The organism is Pseudomonas inefficax, assembly GCF_032164165.1.
Taxonomy (GTDB): Bacteria; Pseudomonadota; Gammaproteobacteria; order Pseudomonadales; family Pseudomonadaceae; genus Aquipseudomonas; species Aquipseudomonas inefficax.
Genome location: NZ_CP134401.1, coordinates 2,036,828 through 2,055,085, shown reverse-complemented (window position 1 = coordinate 2,055,085; position 18,258 = coordinate 2,036,828). Strand labels below are relative to the sequence as shown.

17 protein-coding genes are annotated in these 18,258 nt (G+C 64.0%); 15 read left to right on the top strand and 2 right to left on the bottom strand.

Annotated features, from left to right (window positions below; translation table 11 throughout):
* Window positions 1–53 precede the first annotated feature (53 nt).
* A complete protein-coding gene (motA, locus tag RIN61_RS09255) occupies window positions 54–905 on the top strand; it encodes a flagellar motor stator protein MotA (RefSeq protein WP_112253690.1) in 852 nt (283 codons plus the stop codon).
* Window positions 906–908: 3 nt separating this feature from the next.
* Window positions 909–1,922: a flagellar motor protein MotB gene (gene motB, locus RIN61_RS09250; protein WP_215520479.1), complete on the top strand. Its 1,014-nt coding sequence runs from the start codon at window positions 909–911 to the stop codon at window positions 1,920–1,922.
* Between the two features lie 176 nt (window positions 1,923–2,098).
* Here motB and rsgA read toward each other — a convergent pair whose 3' ends face one another.
* Window positions 2,099–3,130: a small ribosomal subunit biogenesis GTPase RsgA gene (rsgA, locus tag RIN61_RS09245; protein ID WP_112253688.1), complete on the bottom strand. Its 1,032-nt coding sequence runs from the start codon at window positions 3,128–3,130 to the stop codon at window positions 2,099–2,101.
* Window positions 3,131–3,272: 142 nt separating this feature from the next.
* Between rsgA and orn the strand changes: the two genes are divergently transcribed.
* Entirely contained in the window at window positions 3,273–3,815 is a 543-nt protein-coding gene (orn, locus tag RIN61_RS09240) for an oligoribonuclease (RefSeq protein ID WP_003258152.1), read from the top strand.
* A gap of 100 nt (window positions 3,816–3,915) precedes the next feature.
* Entirely contained in the window at window positions 3,916–4,527 is a 612-nt protein-coding gene (locus RIN61_RS09235) for a trimeric intracellular cation channel family protein (protein WP_013974442.1), read from the top strand.
* 171 nt (window positions 4,528–4,698) lie between these two features.
* Here RIN61_RS09235 and queG read toward each other — a convergent pair whose 3' ends face one another.
* Complete coding sequence (gene queG / locus RIN61_RS09230; protein ID WP_112253687.1) at window positions 4,699–5,763, bottom strand: tRNA epoxyqueuosine(34) reductase QueG; 1,065 nt, start codon at window positions 5,761–5,763, stop codon at window positions 4,699–4,701.
* Between the two features lie 65 nt (window positions 5,764–5,828).
* On the opposite strand from queG, the gene RIN61_RS09225 reads away from it, so the two are divergent.
* From RIN61_RS09225 to RIN61_RS09175, 11 genes are all read left to right on the top strand, one after another.
* Entirely contained in the window at window positions 5,829–6,689 is an 861-nt protein-coding gene (locus tag RIN61_RS09225; protein ID WP_112253686.1) for an NAD(P)H-hydrate dehydratase, read from the top strand.
* A 2-nt stretch (window positions 6,690–6,691) separates the two neighbouring features.
* Window positions 6,692–7,150: a tRNA (adenosine(37)-N6)-threonylcarbamoyltransferase complex ATPase subunit type 1 TsaE gene (gene tsaE / locus RIN61_RS09220; protein ID WP_153671421.1), complete on the top strand. Its 459-nt coding sequence runs from the start codon at window positions 6,692–6,694 to the stop codon at window positions 7,148–7,150.
* Between the two features lie 11 nt (window positions 7,151–7,161).
* Window positions 7,162–8,592 (top strand): N-acetylmuramoyl-L-alanine amidase, encoded by a 1,431-nt coding sequence (locus RIN61_RS09215; RefSeq protein ID WP_112253685.1) that lies wholly within the window; start codon window positions 7,162–7,164, stop codon window positions 8,590–8,592.
* Window positions 8,589–10,487 (top strand): DNA mismatch repair endonuclease MutL, encoded by a 1,899-nt coding sequence (gene mutL, locus RIN61_RS09210; protein WP_112253684.1) that lies wholly within the window; start codon window positions 8,589–8,591, stop codon window positions 10,485–10,487. Before RIN61_RS09215 ends, mutL begins: the two co-directional genes overlap by 4 nt.
* Window position 10,488: 1 nt before the next feature.
* On the top strand, window positions 10,489–11,460 hold the full coding sequence (gene miaA, locus RIN61_RS09205; RefSeq protein WP_112253683.1) for a tRNA (adenosine(37)-N6)-dimethylallyltransferase MiaA: 972 nt from the start codon (window positions 10,489–10,491) through the stop codon (window positions 11,458–11,460).
* 94 nt (window positions 11,461–11,554) lie between these two features.
* On the top strand, window positions 11,555–11,815 hold the full coding sequence (gene hfq, locus RIN61_RS09200; protein WP_003258160.1) for an RNA chaperone Hfq: 261 nt from the start codon (window positions 11,555–11,557) through the stop codon (window positions 11,813–11,815).
* A gap of 12 nt (window positions 11,816–11,827) precedes the next feature.
* The gene (hflX, locus tag RIN61_RS09195) at window positions 11,828–13,129 is read left to right on the top strand and encodes a ribosome rescue GTPase HflX (RefSeq protein WP_112253682.1); all 1,302 of its coding nucleotides are present in this window, start codon (window positions 11,828–11,830) and stop codon (window positions 13,127–13,129) included.
* Window positions 13,130–13,225: 96 nt separating this feature from the next.
* Complete coding sequence (hflK, locus tag RIN61_RS09190; RefSeq protein ID WP_112253681.1) at window positions 13,226–14,407, top strand: FtsH protease activity modulator HflK; 1,182 nt, start codon at window positions 13,226–13,228, stop codon at window positions 14,405–14,407.
* Entirely contained in the window at window positions 14,407–15,276 is an 870-nt protein-coding gene (gene hflC / locus RIN61_RS09185; RefSeq protein WP_112253680.1) for a protease modulator HflC, read from the top strand. Before hflK ends, hflC begins: the two co-directional genes overlap by 1 nt.
* A 301-nt stretch (window positions 15,277–15,577) precedes the next feature.
* Window positions 15,578–16,765 (top strand): ATP phosphoribosyltransferase regulatory subunit, encoded by a 1,188-nt coding sequence (locus RIN61_RS09180; RefSeq protein WP_112253679.1) that lies wholly within the window; start codon window positions 15,578–15,580, stop codon window positions 16,763–16,765.
* A 56-nt stretch (window positions 16,766–16,821) separates the two neighbouring features.
* A complete protein-coding gene (locus RIN61_RS09175; RefSeq protein WP_013974430.1) occupies window positions 16,822–18,114 on the top strand; it encodes an adenylosuccinate synthase in 1,293 nt (430 codons plus the stop codon).
* Window positions 18,115–18,258 lie beyond the last annotated feature (144 nt).

Genomic DNA, 18,258 nt, shown 5'->3' with positions numbered 1-18,258 from the left:
GTTTTAAAGCTCCCGTCTCTTCCCCTGACCACGACAGCAAGTGCTTTGAACCTATGGCTAAAATTATCGGCATCATCGTCGTATTCGCGAGCGTGCTCGGCGGATACGTGCTTTCCCACGGCAAGATCGCGGCACTGATCCAGCCGTTCGAAGTACTGATCATCGGCGGTGCGGCCTTTGGTGCATTCCTGCAGGCCAACCCTGGCCACATGACCATGCACGTCATCAAGAAGTCGATGAAGATGTTCGGCTCGCGCTTCACTCATGCCTTCTACCTGGAAGTGCTGGGCCTGGTGTACGAGATCCTCAACAAGAGCCGGCGCGAAGGCATGATGGCCATCGAGGCCGACATCGAGGATGCCGCCGCCAGCCCGATCTTCGCCAAGTACCCGACGGTGCTGGCCGATGAGCGCATGACCGCGTTCGTCTGCGACTACCTGCGCATCATGTCCACCGGCAACATGGCCCCGCACGAACTCGAGGGCCTGTTCGACATGGAACTGCTGAGCATGAAGGAAGAGCTGGAGCACCCTTCCCATGCGGTGAACGGTATCGCCGACGGCATGCCCGGCTTCGGTATCGTTGCGGCGGTACTGGGTATCGTGGTGACCATGGCCTCGCTCGGCGAGGGTGACCAGGCCTCCATCGGCCTCCATGTGGGTGCGGCACTGGTGGGTACCTTCTTCGGTATTCTGGCGGCCTACGGCTTCTTCGGCCCGTTGGCCAAGTGCCTGGAGCACGATGCCAAGGAAGAGCTGAACCTCTACGAATCGATCAAGGCATCGTTGGTGGCCTCGGCCTCGGGCATGCCGCCGTCGCTGGCGGTCGAGTTCGGGCGCAAGGTGCTGTACCCCAAGCACCGCCCAAGCTTCGCCGAGCTGGAACAAGCGGTTCGCGGTCGCTGAGTCATGGAGAACAATCAGCCCATCATCGTCAAGCGCGTCAAGCGCTATGGCGGCGGCCACCACGGCGGCGCCTGGAAAATCGCCTTCGCCGACTTCGCCACGGCGATGATGGCGTTCTTCCTGGTACTGTGGCTGTTGTCCACGGCCACGCCGGAACAGAAGATCGCCATTGCCGGCTACTTCAAGGACCCGATCGGCTTCTCGGAAAGCGGTACGCCCTACATCATCGACCTGGGTGGCTCCCCTCAGCTGGCGCCGGAAAAGACCATCAACCCCGAAGCCAAGTCGGAGCCGACGCCTGATACCAGCATCCAGCTGGACAAGGATCAGGTGGAGACCATGGCCGAGCAGGTCGAGCGTGAGCGCCTGGAGTTGCTGCTGCAGGAATTGCAGAACAAGGTGGAAGAGAACCCGCAGCTGCAGAAGTTCAAGGACCAGATCCTGTTCGAGATCACCCAGGACGGCCTGCGCATCCAGATCATGGACGCCGAGAACCGGCCGATGTTCGACATCGGCAGCGCGCGCCTGCAGCCGTACTTCGAGGACATCCTGTTGGCGATGGCCGACACCATCAAGGCGGTGCCGAACAAGATCAGCATCAGTGGCCACACCGATGCCAAGCCGTATGCCGGCACTGGCGAGTTTGGCAACTGGGAACTGTCGGCCAACCGCGCCAACGCCGCACGCCGCGCGCTGGTGGCTGGCGGTTACCCGGACGGCCAGGTGGCACGGGTGGTGGGCTACGCCTCGTCGTCGCTGTTCGACCGCAAGGACCCGTTCAACCCGGTCAACCGCCGTATCGACATCATCGTGCTGACCAAGAAGGCCCAGCGCAATATCGAAGGTGAGCAGGGCGTGCCAGAAGCACCGGCTGCCGAGCCCGCGCCGCCGGCTGCTGCGGCACCGGCTGCGCCAGGGGAGGCCGGGCAGGCACCCATGCAGCCGCGTGAACTGCGCCAGAAGCTGAACATCTTCGAAGAGGGGACGCTGAAGATGGATGAGGCCAAGGACCAGTAAACCCTACAGGATTGCGCTGTAGCTGAAGCAAGCGCGGAACCTGTGGGAGCGGGCTTGCCCGCGAACACGGGCGAAGCCCGTGCCAACCACCGCGGTGCCTGCTTCGCGGGCACGCCCGCTCCCACAGGATTGGCGTGGCCCTTGAGCCTTGTCTAGTACCTGCGGGAGCGGGCAGGTCAGTAAGCGTCTTCCGGCAAACTGGCGATGATCGAGCGATAGCTGTTCATTCGTTGCGGCTTGATGCGCCCCTCGTCCAGCGCCTTGAGCAGCGCACAGCCCGGTTCGCGATCATGCTTGCAGTCGCGGAAGCGGCAGGTGCCGAACAAGTCGCGGAACTCGATGAAACCATCCTCCACATCGCTGCGGCTGACATGACCCAGGCCGAACTCGCGGATACCCGGCGAATCGATCAGGTCACCCCCATTGGGGAAGTGGTACAAACGCGCAGTGGTGGTGGTGTGGGTGCCCTGGCCAGACCATTCCGACAGGTCGCCGACACGGGTGCCGGCGTCCGGCAGCAGGCTGTTGACCAAAGACGACTTGCCCACCCCCGACTGGCCGACGAACACGCTGATGTGGCCGTCGAGCATCTGCTGCAGGCGTTGCATGCCGTCACCGTGATGTGCCGAGACTTCCAGCAGCGGGTAGCCCAGCTCGCGGTAAACCTCCAGCAGTGCGTGCAGGCCCGGGCCGTTCTCGTCGTTGATCAGGTCGGCCTTGTTCAGCAGCAACAGCGGGCGAATGCCGGCGTGCTCTGCGGCCACCAGGTAGCGGTCGATCAGGTTGGGGTGCGGTTCGGGCGCAGGGGCGAAGACGATCACGATCAGGTCGACGTTGGCCGCCACCGGCTTCAGCTGGCCGTGGTTGTTAGGCCGGCACAGCTCGGTGCTGCGCGGCATCTGCGCGACGATCACGCCAATGCCCTGGTTGCCCGCCCGCCATACCACGCGGTCGCCGGTAACCAGCGCCGGCAGGTTGGCGCGCAAGTGGCAGCGGAACACCTGGCCAGCGGCTTCGCCGTCCTGGGCTTCCACCTCTACCTGCACACCGAAGTGCGCAATCACCAGGCCCAGCTGCTCCGGCCCCAGGTCGCCACCCTCCAGTTCCTGCAGTGCGTGCTGTTCGCGTTTGGCCGCACGCGCGGCGCGCTCGTTCTGGATTTTTTCGATGCGCCAGTTCTGGCGGCGATTGAGCTGGCGTTTGGCCATGAAGGTTCCGTGCGTGGGGCAGGTTGAAAACGGCAGGCAGTTTAGCACGCCAGGCGCCGGACCATTTGGCTTACCTTCGTGCCGTGAATGGGCGTGCCTTGGCCACTACGCTACTATGACGGCCTATACGAGGAGTCCCCGCATGCAAAACCCACAGAACCTGATCTGGATCGACCTTGAAATGACAGGCCTGGATCCGGACAGCGACGTCATCATCGAGATGGCCACCATCGTCACCGACAGCGAACTGAACACCCTGGCCGAAGGGCCGGTGATCGCCATCCACCACAGTGACGAAGTGCTGGCGCGCATGGACGAATGGAACACCCGCACCCATGGCGCTTCGGGCCTGACCCAGCGCGTACGCGAGAGCAAGGTCGGCATGGCCGAAGCCGAGGCGCAGACCATCGCCTTCCTCGAGCAGTGGGTGCCGAAAGGCAAGTCGCCGATCTGTGGCAACAGCATCTGCCAGGACCGCCGCTTCCTGTACCGGCACATGCGCAACCTGGAAAACTACTTCCACTACCGCAACCTGGACGTTTCGACCCTGAAGGAGCTGGCTGCACGCTGGGCGCCTGACGTGCGCGACAGCTTCAAGAAGGGCAACACCCACCTGGCGCTGGACGACATCCGCGAATCGATCGCCGAACTGCGCCACTATCGCGAGCACTTCATCAAGGTGTGAGCCGAAAAGGCGCAGATATTGTATCTGCGCCCTCTTTTGGTGCCCTGGGCAACTGGTTAGACTGCGCGCCTTTCTCGCACGCCCGCACGGACTCCGCACCATGTTGTTGATGCTCTACCTCATCGCCATCACCGCCGAAGCCATGACCGGCGCGTTGTCTGCCGGCCGCCGCGGCATGGACTGGTTCGGCGTGGTGCTGATTGCCTGTGTCACCGCCCTGGGTGGCGGCTCGGTGCGTGACGTGCTGCTCGGGCACTACCCGCTGACCTGGGTGAAGCACCCTGAATACCTGGTGCTGACCAGCTGTGCGGCGCTGCTGACCATTTTCATCGCGCCGATGATGCGCCGCCTGCGCTCGCTGTTCCTGGTGCTCGATGCCCTGGGGCTGGTGGCCTTTACCCTGATTGGCTGCATGACCGCGCTGGAGATGGGGCAGGGCATGCTGGTGGCGTCGATCAGCGGGGTGATCACCGGGGTATTTGGCGGGATCTTGCGGGATATCTTCTGCAACGACATTCCCCTGGTGTTCCGTCGCGAGCTGTACGCCAGTGTGTCGTTTGCGGCGGCGTGGTTCTACCTGGGTTGCGTGTATTTCAAGGTGCCGGCGGAGCAGGCGATGCTGCTGACCTTGTTTGGCGGGTTCCTGGTGCGGCTGCTGGCCATTCGGTTCCATTGGGAAATGCCCAAGTTCCATTACAACGATCAGCAGTAGCGCAGTCGCGGGCGCAACCTGGCCCCTGTGGGAATTACCCAGCCCTTTGGGCTGCGCTGTCGCTCCGCGTACCCTGTGGGAGCGGCTTTAGCCGCGAAGAATCCAACGCGGAGCATGGCACGGGCTTCGCCCGTGTTCGCGGGTGAACCCGCTCCCACAGGGGTTGTGTGGCTACGAAACGCCGTGCTGCGCCAGCGCCCACTCCACATGCTCCCTCACCAGCTCCGAGGCATCCTCGCGCCGTGCCTTCAGCGCCTCGATCACCGGAATCGTCGAAGGCGCATTGCCAAGCCCCACTGCCAGGTTGCGCAACCAGCGCTCATACCCGGCCCGGCGCAACGGCCCACCTTCGGTCTTGCGCAGGAAGGTCCTTTCATCCCACAGGAACATCTCCGCCAACTCGGCATTCTCCAGCCCGTGCCTTGGCTGGAAGTCCTGTTCCTGGCTGTGCCTGGCAAAGCGGTTCCACGGGCAGACGATCTGACAGTCATCGCAACCGAACACCCGATTGCCCATCTTCGAACGCAACTCGACAGGGATCGGCCCGCGCAGTTCGATGGTCAGGTACGAGATGCAGCGCCGTGCATCCAGCACATACGGCCCGACGAAGGCCTGGGTCGGGCAGATGTCCAGGCAGGCCTGGCAGCGCCCGCAGTGTTCGCTGGTGGTGGCTTCGTCCACCGGCAGCGGCAGGTCGACGAACAGCTCGGCGAGGAAGAAGTAGCTGCCCGCCTTGCGGTTGAGCAGCAGGGTGTTCTTGCCGATCCAGCCTAACCCGGCCTGCTCGGCCAAGGCCTTTTCCAGCACCGGAGCGCTGTCGACGAAGGCGCGGTAACCGAACGGGCCGATGGCTTCCTGAATGCGATCGGCCAGAAACTGCACGCGCTTGCGCACCAGCTTGTGGTAATCCCGGCCCAAGGCGTAGCGCGACACGTAGGCTTTCTCCGGCTGTGCCAGGCGCTGCGCCATCTGCGTGTCGCCGGGCAGGTAGTCCATGCGCAGCGATACCACGCGTACCGTGCCGGGGATCAGCTGCTCTGGGTGCGCGCGCTTGCTGCCGTGCGCGCCCAGGTATTCCATCTCGCCCTGATAGCCGGCGTCGAGCCAGCGCTGCAGGTGGTGTTCGTGTTCGCCAAGGTCGACCCCGGCGATGCCAACGTGGGCAAAACCGAGTTCTTGGCCCCAAATCTTGATCGATTGGGCCAGTTGGATGAGGTCAGGCGTACAGGCGGACATGGATGGGCAAGGCAATACGGGCTCAGGTGCGTATAATTCTGCCAGACATTGGAGCCTTTGACCCCATGCCGCAGACCAAACACCCCAGCCACATCCCTCAATTGCTCAGCAGCGTGACTGTCGCGCACCTGCCGGCACGGCATGCGCATGCCCATAAAGGCGACTTCGGCCATGTACTGGTGGTCGGTGGCGACCTTGGCACTGGTGGCGCCGTGCTGCTCAGCGCCGAAGCTGCCCTGCGCTGTGGCGCGGGGCTGGTCAGTGTGGCGACCCGGCCCGAACACGTGACTGCCAGCCTGGCGCGCCTGCCTGAGGTCATGTGCCTGGGCGCCAGCTCGGCCAACCAGCTGATGGGCGTGCTGGAGCGCGCTTCGGTGCTGGTGGTCGGCCCAGGCCTGGGCCAGGCGGCCTGGGGCCGCAGCCTGCTGTCGGCGGTGGCCAATGCCGAGCGCCCGCAGGTGTGGGACGCCGACGCCCTGAACTTGCTGGCGCGCACCCCGTTAGCCCTGCCCAGTGGCAGCATTCTTACCCCGCACCCGGGGGAGGCGGCGCGGCTGCTGGGCATTTCCACCGAGGCTGTGCAGGCGGACCGCCCGGGCGCCGCACGCAAGCTGGCGCGCCGTTACAACAGCGTCTGCGTGCTCAAGGGGGCCGGCACTCTGGTAGCCGACCCGGTCGGGCAGTTGCTGCTGTGCGAACGTGGCCACCCGGCCATGGCCGGTGCCGGCCTGGGCGATGTGCTGACCGGCGTGCTGGCGGCGCTGCTGGCCCAAGGCCTGGATGCCTGGCATGCCGCAGGGCTGGGGGTATGGCTGCACGCCTGCGCGGGCGAGCGTCTGGGCGTAAAAGGTAGGGGCTTGGCTGCCAGCGATCTGGCGCCGGTCATTCGTGAGTTGTTGGAGGAGCATTCTGCGTGTCTGGCTTAAACCTGTTTCTGGCCGATGAAGCGGCCACGGTCAAATTCGGCGCACAACTGGCCGAGGTGACCGGCGGTCACGGCGTGATTTTTCTGGAAGGTGACCTGGGTGCGGGCAAAACCACGCTGTCGCGTGGCCTGATTCGCGGCCTGGGCCATACTGGTGCAGTGAAAAGCCCGACCTTCACTGTGGTCGAGCCTTACGAGATCGGCGAGGTGCGGGCGTTCCATTTCGACCTGTACCGCCTGGTCGATCCGGAAGAGCTGGAGTTCATGGGCATTCGTGACTATTTCGAGGGCGACCCGCTGTGCCTGTTCGAGTGGCCACAAAAGGGTGCGGGCGTTTTGCCAAAGCCCGACCTGACCATTACCATAAGCCCCCAAGCGGGCGGACGCTCGCTGATCCTTTCGCCGCAGGGGGCTCGCGGCGAGGCCTGGTGCGTGGCACTGGCCGAACACTATAAACAGTAAGTGGGGTAGGTATGCGCATACGCGCACTGGTCGCCATCGTTGGGCTGCTGCTGACAACGGTGACCGTTGACGCTCTGGCCGTCACTCAAGTCAAGAGCATGCGCCTGTGGCGCGCGCCGGACAACACGCGGCTGGTCTTCGACCTGTCTGGCCCCGTGCAACACAGCGTCTTCACCCTGAGCGCGCCCGATCGCCTGGTCATCGACATCAATGGCGCGACCCTGGCTGCGCCACTGAACGTGGCCACCTCCAATACGCCGATCAGCAGCGTCCGTTCGGCCCAGCGCACCCCGACCGACCTGCGGGTGGTGGTCGACCTGAAAAAGTCGGTCACCCCAAAAAGCTTCACCCTGGCGCCCAACGCCCAGTACGGCAACCGCCTGGTGGTCGATCTGTACGACCAGGAGGCTGACGCCATCGCGGCCAGTGCGCCGACTCCGGCCCCAGCCCCGGTACCAACGCCTGCAACCACGCCGGCAGTGCCGGTGACCCCGGCCCAGCCTGCCATCAAGCTGCCGCCGGTACCCAACGGCAAGCGTGACATCGTGGTTGCCATCGACGCCGGCCACGGTGGCGAAGACCCGGGTGCGTCCGGCTCGCGTGGCCAGCATGAAAAAGACATCGTGCTGCAGATCGCCAAGGAGCTGCAGCGCCAGATCAACAGCGAAAAAGGCTTCCGGGCCGAGCTGACCCGTACTGGCGATTACTTCATCCCGCTGCGCAAACGTACGGAAATCGCCCGCAAGAAGGGCGCCGACCTGTTCATCTCGATCCACGCCGACGCCGCGCCGTCCCGTGCCGCCTTTGGCGCCTCGGTATTCGCCCTGTCCGATCGCGGCGCTACCTCCGAGACCGCGCGCTGGCTGGCCGACACGGAAAACCGTTCCGACCTGATCGGTGGTGCCGGTAACGTCAGCCTTGACGACAAGGACCGCATGCTGGCCGGCGTGCTGCTCGACCTGTCGATGACCGCCACGCTCAGCTCCAGCCTTAATGTGGGGCAGAAGGTGCTGGGCAACATGGGCCGCATTACCTCGCTGCACAAGCAGCGGGTGGAACAAGCCGGCTTCATGGTGCTGAAGTCGCCGGATATTCCGTCGATCCTCGTTGAAACCGGGTTCATCTCGAACAACAACGAAGCCGCCAAGCTGGCCACCGCCAGCCACCAGCAGGCCCTGGCCCGTTCGATCCACACCGGTGTGCGCCAGTACTTCCAGCAGAACCCGCCGCCCGGCACCTACATCGCCTGGCTGCGCGACACCGGCAAGATCGCCGCTGGCCCGCGTGAGCACACGGTGCGCCCCGGCGAGACCCTGGCGATGCTTGCCGTGCGCTACCAGGTCAGCGTGACCAGCCTGCGCAGCACCAACAGCCTCAAGACCGATGAGCTGAAGGTCGGCCAGCGCCTCGACATCCCTGCTACCACATTGGCCTCGCAATGAGTGGCGGTTCGCGCATCCAGCTGCTCAGCCCGCGGCTGGCCAACCAGATTGCCGCCGGCGAGGTTGTCGAGCGGCCAGCTTCTGTCGCCAAGGAACTGCTGGAGAACAGCCTGGACTCCGGCGCCCGGCGTATCGACGTCGAAGTGGAGCAGGGCGGCGTCAAGCTGCTGCGGGTGCGTGACGATGGCAGCGGCATCTCCGCCGACGACCTGCCGCTGGCCCTGGCCCGTCATGCCACCAGCAAGATCCGCGAGCTGGAAGACCTCGAAGGGGTATTGAGCCTGGGCTTCCGTGGTGAGGCCCTGGCCTCGATCAGTTCGGTGGCGCGCCTGACCCTGACCTCGCGCACCGCCAGCGCTACCGAGGCCTGGCAGGTGGAAACCGAGGGCCGCGACATGACCCCGCGGGTGCAGCCGGCGGCGCACCCGGTGGGTACTTCGGTGGAAGTGCGCGACCTGTTCTTCAACACCCCGGCCCGGCGCAAGTTCCTCAAGGCCGAGAAAACCGAATTCGATCACCTGCAGGAAGTGATCCGGCGCCTGGCGCTGGCGCGCTTCGATGTCGGCTTCCACCTGCGGCACAACGGCAAGAGCATTTTCAGCCTGCATGAGGCTCACGATGAAACCGCCCGTGCGCGGCGGGTGGGCGCCATCTGCGGCCCGGGCTTCATGGAACAGGCGCTGCCGATCGATGTGGAGCGCAACGGCCTGCGTCTGTGGGGCTGGGTCGGCCTGCCGACCTTCTCGCGCAGCCAGGCAGACCTGCAGTATTTCTTCGTCAACGGCCGTGCGGTGCGCGACAAGCTGGTCGCCCACGCCGTGCGCCAGGCCTACCGCGACGTGCTGTTCAATGGTCGGCACCCGACTTTCGTGCTGTTCCTGGAGCTGGAACCCAACGGCGTCGACGTCAACGTGCACCCGACCAAGCACGAAGTGCGTTTCCGCGAGGGGCGCTCGGTGCATGACTTCTTGTATGGCACCCTGCATCGCGCCCTGGCCGATGTGCGCCCGGAGGACCAGTTGGCGGCGCCTGCTGCCGTGCCCGAAGTGGTCCGCGCCACGGGCCAGCAGGCCGGTGAGTTCGGCCCCCAGGGCGAAATGCGCCTGGCCTCGCCGGTGCTCGAGCAGCCACGTGCCCCGCAGCAGTCGTTTTCCAGCAGCGGCAGTGGCGCGGGTTACCAGTACCAGTACACCCCGCGCCCCTCGCAACCGCTACCGGCCGCCGAGGCGCAGGCGGTGTATCGCGAGTTTTACAAGCCGCTGGATGAAGGCGCGGCGCCGACGACGGCGCTGCCTGAAAGCCAGGGTGACATTCCCCCGCTGGGCTATGCGCTGGCGCAGCTCAAGGGCATCTACATCCTGGCCGAGAACGCCATCGGCCTGGTGCTGGTAGACATGCATGCCGCACACGAGCGCATCATGTACGAGCGTCTGAAGGTGGCCATGGCCAGCGAAGGCCTCAGCGGCCAGCCGCTGCTGGTGCCCGAGACCCTTGCCTTGAGCCAGCGTGAAGCAGATTGCGCCGAAGAGCATGCGCAGTGGTTCCAGCGGCTGGGCTTCGAACTGCAGCGCCTGGGCCCCGAGACCCTGGCCATCCGTCAGATCCCGGCTTTGCTCAAGCAGGCCGAGGCCAACCGCCTGGTGCAGGATGTGCTTGCAGACCTGATGGAATACGGCACCAGCGACCGTATCCAGGCGCACCTGAACGAGCTGCTCGGTACAATGGCTTGTCACGGCGCGGTGCGCGCCAACCGGCGCCTGGCGATCCCCGAGATGAACGCGCTGCTGCGTGACATGGAAAACACCGAACGCAGCGGCCAATGCAACCATGGTCGCCCCACCTGGACCCAGATGGGCCTGGACGACCTGGATAAACTCTTCCTGCGCGGTCGATGAAATGAGCGGCAAGCCCCCTGCAATATTCCTGATGGGTCCGACAGCGGCCGGCAAGACCGACCTGGCCATCGAGCTGACCAAAGCACTGCCGTGCGAGCTGATCAGCGTCGATTCGGCGCTGGTCTACCGGGGCATGGACATCGGTTCGGCCAAGCCGTCGAAAGAAGTCCTCGCCGCTCACCCGCACCGGTTGATCGACATTCGCGACCCGGCCGAGAGCTATTCGGCTGCGCAGTTCCGTGCCGATGCCCTGGAGGCCATGGCCGAGATCACCGCACGTGGCAAGATTCCGCTGCTGGTGGGCGGCACCATGCTCTATTACAAGGCTTTGATCGATGGCCTGGCCGACATGCCGGCGGCCGATGCCGCAGTGCGTGCCGAGCTGGAAGCCCAGGCCGAAGCGCTGGGCCTGGCCGAGTTGCACCGCCAGTTGGCCGAGGTTGACCCCGAGTCGGCGGCGCGTATCCACCCCAACGACCCGCAGCGGTTGATCCGGGCATTGGAGGTGTACCGGGTGAGTGGCGAGAGCATGACGGCACATCGACAGCGTCAATTCGCGGAAAGTCGCGGCGCAGACGCAGGCGCTGGCGGACATTTGCCCTATACTGTCGCGAGTTTGGCGATTGCTCCTACAGATCGTCACATTTTGCATCAGCGAATTGCGTTACGATTTTCACAGATGCTGGAACAGGGCTTCGTCGACGAGGTCCGATCGCTGCGAGCCAGAAGTGACTTGCACGCCGGGCTGCCGTCTATACGGGCAGTGGGGTATCGGCAGGTCTGGGATTACCTGGACGGCAAGCTGACTGAGAATGAGATGCGTGAACGCGGTATCATTGCTACCAGGCAGCTGGCCAAGCGGCAGTTCACCTGGTTGCGTGGCTGGCCTGAAGTACACTGGCTTGACAGCCTGGCCTGCGACAATCTGTCCCGCACCTTGAAATACCTTGGGGCCATCTCCATATTGAGCTGAGTCCCTGCTGATTGCCGTCTATTCTTGCGAAGGGGCGGCCTAATTTATCGATTTTCTTGATTTTCTATTATTTATCCTTACAGGAGTGCGGCATATGTCAAAAGGGCATTCGCTACAAGACCCTTACTTGAACACCTTGAGAAAAGAAAAGGTCCCGGTATCCATTTACCTGGTCAACGGCATCAAACTGCAGGGTTCGATCGAGTCCTTCGACCAGTTCGTGGTACTGCTGAAGAACACCGTCAGCCAGATGGTCTACAAGCACGCCATCTCGACCGTGGTCCCTGCCCGTCCGGTTCGCCTGCCAAGCCCGTCCGATTCCGAGCACGGCGACAGCGAGCCAGGCAACGCCTGATAGGAGCCTGCATTGTTCTTTGAGCGCCACGGTGGTGGTGAGCGGGCGTTGCTCGTTCACTTGGAAGGTCAGAACCCTGAGGCGCGCGAAGACCCGCAGGAGTTTCAGGAGCTGGCATTGTCGGCCGGTGCCGACATCGTCTCGCTGGTCACGGTGTCAAGGCATCAGCCTTCCGCCAAATACCTGATTGGCAGTGGCAAGGTCGAAGAGTTGCACGACCTGGTCCATGCCGAGCAGGTAGACCTGGTGATTTTCAATCACACCCTCACGCCCAGTCAGGAGCGCAACCTCGAACGCGTGTTCGAGTGTCGTGTGCTCGACCGTACCGGGCTGATCCTCGATATCTTCGCCCAACGGGCGCGTACCCATGAAGGCAAGCTGCAGGTCGAACTGGCCCAGCTCGAGCACATGAGCACGCGGCTGGTGCGCGGCTGGACCCACCTTGAGCGACAGAAAGGTGGTATCGGCCTGCGGGGCCCGGGTGAAACTCAGCTGGAAACCGACCGCCGCCTGTTGCGGGTGCGCATTCGCCAGATCAAGTCACGCCTGGAGAAGGTGCGCAGCCAGCGCGAGCAGGCGCGCCGCGGGCGCAAGCGCGCGGACATCCCGTCGGTGTCGCTGGTGGGTTATACCAACGCCGGCAAGTCCACGCTGTTCAACGCCCTGACAGAGTCCGAGGTGTATGCCGCAGACCAGTTGTTCGCCACCCTCGACCCGACCCTGCGCCGGCTCGAGCTGAACGACCTGGGGCCGATCGTGCTGGCCGATACCGTGGGCTTCATTCGCCACCTGCCGCACAAGCTGGTCGAGGCATTTCGGGCTACGCTCGAAGAGTCGAGCAATTCCGACTTGTTGCTGCATGTGATCGACGCCCATGAGCCGGAGCGCATGGAGCAGATCGAGCAGGTGCTGGCGGTATTGGGCGAGATTGGTGCCGAAGGGTTGCCGATCCTCGAGGTGTATAACAAACTCGACCTGCTCGAAGATGTCGAGCCGCAGATCCAGCGCAATGCCGATGGCAAGCCGGAACGGGTCTGGGTATCGGCACGCGATGGGCGTGGCCTGGAGCTGGTCGGCCAGGCGATTGCCGAGTTGCTGGGGGATGATCTGTTTGTCGGTACCCTGTGTCTGGAGCAGCGTTTTGCCCGCTTGCGCGCGCAATTCTTTGCCCTGGGTGCCGTGCAGAGTGAAGAGCATGATGAAGAAGGGCGCAGCCTGCTGAGCGTGCGACTGCCCATGGTCGAACTGAATCGCCTGGTCAGCCGCGAAGGCATGGAGCCGCAAATGTTTGTCGAGCAACACACTTTGCAATAAATGCTCGTCGAGGTCGCCGGGCAGCAGTGACAGGCATTCTGTAGCATTGGACGGCGCGCCGTGGGCGCGTCTTTGCTTTATCAGATGGAGAGCGCTATGGCTTGGAACGAGCCGGGTGGCAACTCGAACAATCAGGACCCCTGGGGCGGTCGCCGAAATGGCGGTGGCGGCGGTGGTGACAAGAAAGGTCCACCGGACCTGGACGAGGCCTTCCGCAAATTGCAGGACAGCCTGAACGGCATGTTCGGCAGTGGCAAGAAACGTGGCGGCGGTGACCGCAATGTCGGCAAGGGCGGTGGCCTGGGTCTGCTGGGCATCGGCCTGGCGGTACTGGCTGCAATCTGGCTGTACAGCGCCGTGTACGTGGTCGACGAGCAGGAGCAGGCCGTGGTGCTGCGCTTCGGCAAGTACTACGAGACGGTCGGTCCCGGCCTGAACATCTACTTCCCGCCGATCGATCGCAAGTACATGGAGAACGTCACGCGCGAGCGTGCCTATACCAAACAGGGCCAGATGCTGACCGAAGACGAGAACATCGTCGAGGTACCGCTGACCGTCCAGTACAAGATCAGCAACCTGCAGGACTTCGTGCTCAACGTCGACCAGCCTGAGGTCAGCCTGCAGCACGCGACCGACAGTGCCCTGCGTCACGTGGTGGGTTCCACTTCGATGGACCAGGTGCTGACCGAAGGCCGTGAGCAGATGGCCGTGGATATCCGCGAACGCCTGCAGCGCTTCCTCGACACCTACCGTACCGGTATCACCGTTACCCAGGTCAACGTACAGAGCGCGGCAGCCCCGCGTGAAGTGCAGGAAGCCTTCGACGACGTGATCCGCGCCCGCGAAGACGAGCAGCGTGCCCGCAACCAGGCCGAGTCCTACGCCAATGGCGTGGTGCCCGAAGCCCGTGGTCAGGCGCAGCGCATCATCGAGGACGCCAACGGTTACCGCGACGAAGTCATCGCCCGCGCCAAGGGTGAGGCCGACCGCTTCACCAAGCTGGTTGCCGAGTACCGCAAGGCACCTGACGTAACCCGTCAGCGCCTGTACCTGGAGACCATGCAAGAGGTCTACAGCAATTCGAGCAAGGTCATGGTGGCGACCAAGGACGGGCAGAACAACCTGCTCTACCTGCCGCTGGACAAGATGGTCGAAGGCAGCCGCAACCCGTCCGCGCCGACCACCAGCGTGTCGCCATCGGTCAACGATGCGGCCGCCCGTGCGGCGCAGGACCTGCAACAGCAACAGCAGCCGCTGCGTACTAGGGAGAGCCGCTGATGAGCAACAGATCGCTGATCGCCCTGATCGCCGCCGTGGTCCTGGCCCTCGTGGCCTGGAACAGCTTCTACATCGTGTCCCAGACCGAGCGTGCAGTACTGCTGCGCTTCGGTAAGGTGGTCCAGGCGGATGTCCAGCCTGGCATGCACGTGAAGATTCCGTACGTGAACCAGGTGCGCAAGTTCGACGCCCGCCTGATGACTCTCGACGCCCCGACCCAGCGGTTCCTGACCCTGGAGAAGAAAGCGGTGATGGTCGACGCCTACGCCAAGTGGCGCGTCAAGGACGCCGAACGCTTCTACACCGCCACATCCGGCATGAAGCAGATCGCCGACGAGCGTCTGTCGCGTCGTCTGGAAAGCGGCCTGCGTGACCAGTTCGGTAAACGTACCCTGCACGAAGTGGTTTCCGGTGAACGTGACGCGCTGATGGCTGACATCACTGCTTCGCTGAACCGCATGGCCTCCAAGGAGCTGGGCATCGAGGTGGTCGACGTGCGCGTCAAGGCCATCGACCTGCCGAAGGAAGTCAACCGCAGCGTGTTCGACCGCATGAGCACCGAGCGTGAGCGTGAAGCCCGTGAGCACCGCGCCAAGGGTAACGAGCTGGCTGAAGGTATCCGTGCCGATGCCGACCGTCAGCGGCGTGTGCTGCTGGCCGAAGCCTACCGTGAAGCAGAAGAAACCCGCGGTGACGGTGACGCCCAGGCGGCCGCCATCTACGCCAAGGCCTACAGCCAGGACGCTGATTTCTATGCGTTCCATCGTAGCCTGCAGGCGTACCGCGAGAGCTTCTCGAGCAAGAGCGACGTGCTGGTCCTGGACCCGAAGAACGAGTTCTTCCGCTTCCTGGACAAGAGCAAGCCGTGATGCTCAGGCCCTGATTTTCATGCGGCGGCGCCCCGCCTGGCAGCTAAAACGCCAGGCGGGGTGCATCCTGAATGAAAAGGGGTGTATGATGAGGCAGCCGGGAAATTTCCCGGCTTTTTTGCGTCTGCAAGGTTGATTGGCAAACCGCCAGTTGACGGTTTGGTCAGGTCGCAAGGCAATTCGAGGGTATCGGGTACGGTGGCTGCGCTGGGATCAGTGCTGCCCGCTGCTGTGCGCGATACCGGCTTTACTGACGGCTCGCCTGCTGGCAAGCCGCCCGGACCAGAGGGGAAATGGCGTAATGGCAACGGTAGACCGCTGGCTGCTGCCAGATGGCATCGAGGAAGTACTGCCACCTGAGGCCGCGCGCATCGAGATCGCGCGCCGCCAGGTGTTGGACCTGTTCCAGAGTTGGGGCTACGAACTGGTCGTCACCCCGCATATCGAGTACCTGGAGTCGCTGCTCACCGGCGCCGGCCAGGACCTGGATCAGCGCACCTTCAAGGTGGTGGACCCGCAGTCCGGCCGCCTGATGGGCTTCCGCGCCGACTTCACCCCGCAGGTGGCGCGCATCGACGCCCACACCCTGCGCCGTGAAGGCCCGAGCCGCCTGTGCTATGCCGGCAGCGTGCTGCATGCCCAGCCGCGCGCCCTGTCCACCTCGCGCAGCCCGATCCAGCTGGGTGCCGAGCTGTACGGCGACGCCAGCCCCACCAGCGATGTCGAAGTCATCAGCCTGATGCTCGCCACGCTGCAACTGACCGATGTGCCGGATGTGCACATGGACTTGGGCCATGTCGGTATCTACCGCGGCCTGGCCCGTGCTGCCGGCCTGTCCGGCGCGGTCGAGCAGCAGCTGTTCGACGCCCTGCAGCGCAAGGCCGTTGATGAAGTGCAGGTGCTCACCGCCGACCTGCCGAAGGACCTGGGCAACATGCTGCGCGCGCTGGTCGAACTGTGTGGTGGGCGCGAAGTGCTGGCCGAAGCCCGCGTGCGCCTGGGCCGTGCCCCGGCCAGCGTGCTGGCGGCGCTGGACGACCTGCTGGCGATCGCCGATCGCCTGGCGTCGCGCTTCCCGGACCTGCCGCTGTACTTCGACCTCGGCGAGCTGCGCGGTTACAACTACCACACCGGCGTGGTGTTCGCCGTGTTCGTCCCGGGTGAAGGTCAATCGATCGCCCAGGGCGGGCGCTATGACGACATCGGCGCCGACTTTGGCCGGGCACGCCCGGCCACCGGTTTCTCCACGGATTTGAAGACCCTGGTCACACTGGGGCGAGCGGAGGTCGTATTGCCAGCTGGCGGCATCTGGATGCCGGACAGTGGCGACGCGGCCCTCTGGCAGCAAGTCTGCCAGTTGCGCAACGAGGGCCAGCGTGTGGTCCAGGCTCTGCCTGGCCAGCCGTTGAGTGCTGCTCTCGAGGCGGATTGTGATCGGCAATTGATTCAGCAAGACGGGCGCTGGCAGGTTCTGCCGCTGGCCCAGTGAGTTTCTGCGTCGGCAACAGGCCGGCAACCAAGTTTGCGTGAATGAGGACCAATGTAATGGGTAAGAATGTCGTCGTCCTGGGCACCCAGTGGGGTGATGAGGGCAAAGGCAAGATCGTCGATCTGCTGACCGAACATGCTGCCGCCGTAGTGCGCTACCAGGGTGGCCACAACGCGGGTCACACCCTGGTGATCAACGGTGAAAAGACCGTTCTGCACCTGATTCCGTCCGGCATCCTGCGTGAAGGCGTACAGTGCCTGATCGGCAACGGCGTGGTCGTTGCCCCGGATGCCCTGATGCGTGAAATCACCAAGCTGGAAGAGAAGGGCGTACCGGTGCGCGAGCGCCTGCGCATCAGCCCGGCTGCGCCGCTGATCCTGTCGTACCACGTTGCCCTGGACCAGGCCCGCGAAAAAGCCCGTGGCGAAGCCAAGATTGGCACCACCGGCCGTGGTATCGGCCCGGCCTACGAAGACAAGGTCGCACGCCGCGGCCTGCGCGTGGGCGACCTGTTCCACCGCGAGCGTTTTGCCGCCAAGCTGGGTGAGCTGCTGGATTACCACAACTTCCAGCTGGTGAACTACTACAAAGAGCCGGCCATCGACTTCCAGCAGACTCTGGACGAGTGCATGGCCTATGCCGAACAGCTCAAGCCGATGATGCTCGACGTCACCGCCGAGCTGCACAACCTGCGCCGCGCCGGCAAGGACATCATGTTCGAAGGCGCCCAGGGCTCGCTGCTGGACATCGACCACGGTACCTACCCGTACGTCACCAGCTCCAACACCACCGCTGGCGGTATCTCCACCGGTTCCGGCGTTGGCCCGATGTACCTGGACTACATCCTGGGTATCACCAAGGCCTACACCACTCGCGTGGGTTCCGGTCCGTTCCCGACCGAACTGTTTGACGAGACTGGCGCTACCCTGGCCAAGCGTGGCCATGAGTTCGGCTCCACCACCGGCCGTGCACGCCGTTGTGGCTGGTTCGATGCCGTCATTCTGCGTCGCGCCATCGACGTCAACAGCATCTCGGGCATCTGCCTGACCAAGCTGGACGTACTGGATGGCCTGGAAACCATCAACATCTGCGTTGGCTACAAGAACGAGAACGGTGCCGTTATCGACGCGCCTTCCGATGCCGACAGCTACATCGGCCTGGAGCCGGTGTACGAAGAGATGCCAGGCTGGAGCGAATCGACCCTGGGCGTGAAAACCCTGGAAGAACTGCCAGCCAACGCTCGCGCCTATATCAAGCGCATCGAAGAGCTGATCGGTGCGCCGATCGACATCATCTCCACCGGGCCGGACCGCAACGAGACCATCGTGCTGCGTCATCCGTTCGCCTGATCTGCCTTCCAGGCTGATCTGACGCCGTGGCCCTGAAAGGGGCTGCGGCGTTTTCATTTGTGGGGTATGGCTGTCCTGGCTCTTTCGCGGGTAAACCCGCTCCCACAGGTACTGCACAGTCCTGGGGACCTGCGCGGTCCATGT